The organism is Inquilinus sp., assembly GCF_057815775.1.
In genome coordinates, this window is the sequence record NZ_JBYRFX010000532.1 from 1 (window position 1) to 3,942 (window position 3,942).

The following is a 3,942-nucleotide window of genomic DNA, read 5'->3' on the forward strand; positions in this document are numbered from 1 at the left end:
CCGACATCAGTCAATTCCGCCTGCCATCGGCCTCACCCGTGAGCATCAGGCCGGTTCGCGCACCCGCCCGGCGAGCACGTCGCCGGCCGTCCCTGGCAGCGCCACAAACGACAGGAACGACAGCGAGGACACCAGCGCCACCACCAGGAACGCCAATTCGAAGGCATGGCCGGTCGGATGCAGCGCCCCGCCGCTGAACAGGTGCAGCAGAGTGGCGGCGAAGGCCACGCCGACGCTCTGCGAGATCCGCTGCGCCATCTGGGACAACGCCGTGGCGTGGCTCATCTCGGTCGCCGAGGGCTCGGCGAAGGCCAGGGTGTTGATGCTGGTGAACTGGAGCGCGCGGAACACGCCACCCGTGAAGATCACGATCATCATGACATACGGAGCCATGCCCGCCGTGAACGTGGCGCAGAGCGCCATGGAGGCGCTGGCGATCAGGGCGTTCCAGATGAGCACGCGGCGGAAACCAAACCGGTGCAGGATCCGTCGCGCCACCGTCCGCATGCCGAAGGCGCCGATGGCGGACACGAAGGTGATCCCGCCCGACTCCAATGGTGTGTACCCGAACACCTCCTGCATCAGCAGCGGCAGCATGAAGGGCAGGGCGCCGAAGCCGATCCGGAACAGCGACCCACCCAGCATGCTGGACCGGAACGCAGGCAGCCGGAACAGACGGAGATCCAGGATCGGATGCGGGGTGCGGCGCGCATGCAGTCCATAGAGTGCTAGGGCGGCCGCGCCGGCGGCGGCGAGCCACAAGGTCTCTTGGCCACCTCCCCGCCCCATCGAATCCAGGCTGAAGATCAGCGCGCCGATGCCCAGGCCGGTGAAGATGAAGCCGGGCCAGTCGAACGGCTTGGGCTCGGATGGCCGGACGGGCTCGATGAACAGCGTGGTCAGCACGATCCCCAGTAGGCCCACCGGCAGGTTGATCCAGAAGATCCACCGCCAGGAGGCGAATGTCGTGATGAAGCCGCCAAGGAGCGGACCGACGGCAGGGCCGATCACCGCCGGCAGGCCCATCAGGATCATCGCCGACACCAGCTCGGCCGGCGAGACAGAGCGCACCAGGATCAGCCGCCCGACCGGAAGCATCAGGGCGCCGCCGAAGCCCTGCAGGATGCGGGCCAGAATGAGAGTCGTCAGGCTCGGCGACGCCGCGCACAGGAGTGAGGCCACGGTGAAGATGCCGATGGCGACGCGGAACACGGTGTGGGCACCGAAGCGATCCGCCACCCAGCCGCTGATCGGCAGGAAGACGCCCAGCGACAGCAGGTAGATCGTGATCGCGGAATGCAGGCTGAGGGCGGGGACGCCGAAGGAGTCGGCCATCGAGGGCAGCGCGGTCGCCAGCGCGGTGGAATCGATCTGCTGCATGATGATGGCCGAGGCCACGATCAGCGGCACACTCTTGCGCTTTTCCATTCTCTCCTCAGGCCCGAGCCGCGCCGCCGACCATCCGCAGAGTCGTCCTCCCACGCCGGGGAGGTCTATGGCAATCGGGTCATAAAGGCGACACGACGGAACGGCCCGGGCCTGTCTCGACGGTTCCGTCGTCGCCCCACCTTACTGGTCAACGACGGAACCATCCTTGTGCAGCCGGGTGTGCATCTTGCGGGCCCGATACGGGAACTTCTCGGCAGCATCCGGGCGAAGCGAGATGCCGATTCCCGGCTCGTCGCTGATCGTCAGGAAGCCTTCGCCATCGTGCCGCGCCGCGCCGATGAGGAAGCTGTCGGAGTCCGGCCGCTTGTCGGTGACGTCCCAGGTGTCGTTCGGGAATTCCTGCAGCACGAAGTTCGGCGCCGTCGCCGCGATCTGCAGGCACGCCGCCGTGGAGACCGCGCTGAGCGGGTTGTGCGGCACGACCCCCGCATGGGATGCCTCGGCGAGTGCCGCGATCTTGCGGGCGCCGGAGATGCCACCGACGATGCAGACATCCGGCCGCACCATCTGCACCGCGTTGCGGGCCAGCAGCATCTGGAACTCCCACAGCGAGGTCATGCGCTCGCCCGTGGCGATCGGGATCGAGATCTTGCCCGCGACATACGCCATCTCGTCGAGATTGTCGGGCGTGATCGGATCCTCGATGAACAGGGGGTGGAAGGGCTCGATCGCCCGCCCGAGCTGGACCGCCTCATAGGGGGTCATCCGGCGGTGGATCTCGATGCAGAGATCCATGCCCCGCCCGGCGATCTCGCGATACTGCCGGACCGTGTCGACGGCGTCGCCGATCTTCTCGGCATGCGTCTGGAAGTACGGCACCTCGCGGCGGCTGTCGAGGAAGGGCGTCAGGTGCCCGACCGCCGTGAACCCCATCTTCTTGGCATCCTCGATGCCGGTGAACAGCTCCTCCTTGGTCTCGCCGAACACGTGGTAGTAGGCCCGCGCCTTGTCCCGTACCTTGCCGCCGAGGAGCGCATGCACCGGAGCCTCGAAGTGCTTGCCGGTGATGTCCCAGAGCGCGATGTCGATGGCGCTGATCGCCGCCATGATGGCGGAGCCGCGAAAATGGGCCCAGCGGTACATGTACTGCCAATGGTGTTCGATCCGCAGCGGATCCTGCCCGAGCAGATAGTCCTTGAAGCGAAGGACGGCGCCGGCCGTCGCCTCATGAAACCCCCAGGCCCCCCCTTCACCCAGCCCCACGAGCCCGTTATCCGTCCGGATCTCGACGAACAGGTACTTGTCGACCAGGATGGTCTCGATGCTGTCGATGCGCATGTGTCTGTCCTTCAGAAAAGATGGAACGGGCGCCTAGCCGTTCGGAATCAGGATGGTCGCGTCCGGCTCGATCCGGACGCGGATGACCTCTCCCGGGGAGGGTGAGGTGCGGGCCGGCAACTCGGCGCGGAGGGTGAGCCCGCCGATGCGCAGTAGGCAGGTGACGACCGGCCCGAGGAAGCTGACCGAGGCCACCTCCGCGTCGAAGACGTTGGAGCCGTCATCCGCGCCCCGCACCCGCAGGATGCTCTCGGCCCGGATGCAGACCAGGATGCCGCCCGAAAGCCTGATGGCATCGGGTCCCGAGAACTGCCCCTCGATCGTCAGTCCATCAGCCAGCGAGACCAGCGCGCTGCCATCACTCGCGGAGCGGACGATGTCGCCTTGCAGAATATTGGCGTTGCCGATGAACTCGGCAGCGAAGCGGCTCGCCGGCCGGTCGTAGAGATCGCGCGGACTGCCGGATTGGATCATCTCGCCATTCTTCATCAGGATGATCCGATCGCTCATCAGCATCGCCTCCGACTGGTCGTGCGTCACGTAGAGGGAGGTCTGCCCCAGCCGCCGCTGCAGTTCGACGAGTTCGAAGCGCATCCGGTCCCGCAGCCCGGCATCGAGGTTGCTGAGCGGCTCGTCGAACAGCAGCAGCCGCGGCGAGGTGACGATGGCGCGCGCCAGCGCCACGCGCTGCTGCTGCCCACCGCTGAGTTCGGTGCCGTAGCGCGCGGCGAAGCCGTCAAGCCCGACGATCTTCAGGGCCTCGCCGACCTTGGCGTCGACAGTGGCCGCAGGCTCCCGGCGCGTCCGCAGACCGTAGGCGACATTCTCGAAGACGGTCATGTGGGGCCAGACAGCATAGGATTGAAACACCATGTTGATGCCGCGCTTCTCGGGCGGCACGTCCCGCCCGTCCGCCGCCACGACCTCGCCACCGATGCGGATGGTTCCTGCCGAGGAGCCTTCGAGGCCGGCGATGCAGCGCAGCGTCGTCGTTTTGCCGCAGCCGCTTGGCCCGAGAAGCGAAACGAACTCCCCGTCCTCGACGGTGAAGGAGACGTTGCGTACTGCCGTGACGCTGCCATAGGCCACGACGAGATCTTCCACGCTGAGCTTGGCCATGGTGCTCCTTCGAGGCTTCAGGCCGCCTGGGACAGCCGGACCCGCAGCACGTACCGGCCGACGACGATCCCGGCGACCAGGATGGCCGTCTGCAGC

Annotated in this window: 3 protein-coding genes; all 3 read right to left on the reverse strand. The window is 66.9% G+C overall.

Annotation, left to right across the window (positions count from 1 at the left end; all coding sequences use genetic code 11):
* Nucleotides 1–45 precede the first annotated feature (45 nt).
* Nucleotides 46–1,428: a DHA2 family efflux MFS transporter permease subunit gene (locus tag AC3XYG_RS18530; protein ID WP_489141333.1), complete on the reverse strand. Its 1,383-nt coding sequence runs from the start codon at nt 1,426–1,428 to the stop codon at nt 46–48.
* Between the two features lie 141 nt (nt 1,429–1,569).
* A complete protein-coding gene (locus AC3XYG_RS18535) occupies nt 1,570–2,727 on the reverse strand; it encodes a mandelate racemase/muconate lactonizing enzyme family protein (RefSeq protein ID WP_489141334.1) in 1,158 nt (385 codons plus the stop codon).
* 33 nt (nt 2,728–2,760) lie between these two features.
* Nucleotides 2,761–3,942, reverse strand: a 1,182-nt coding sequence (locus tag AC3XYG_RS18540) for an ABC transporter ATP-binding protein (protein ID WP_489141335.1), incomplete at its 5' end; no start/stop codon positions are given.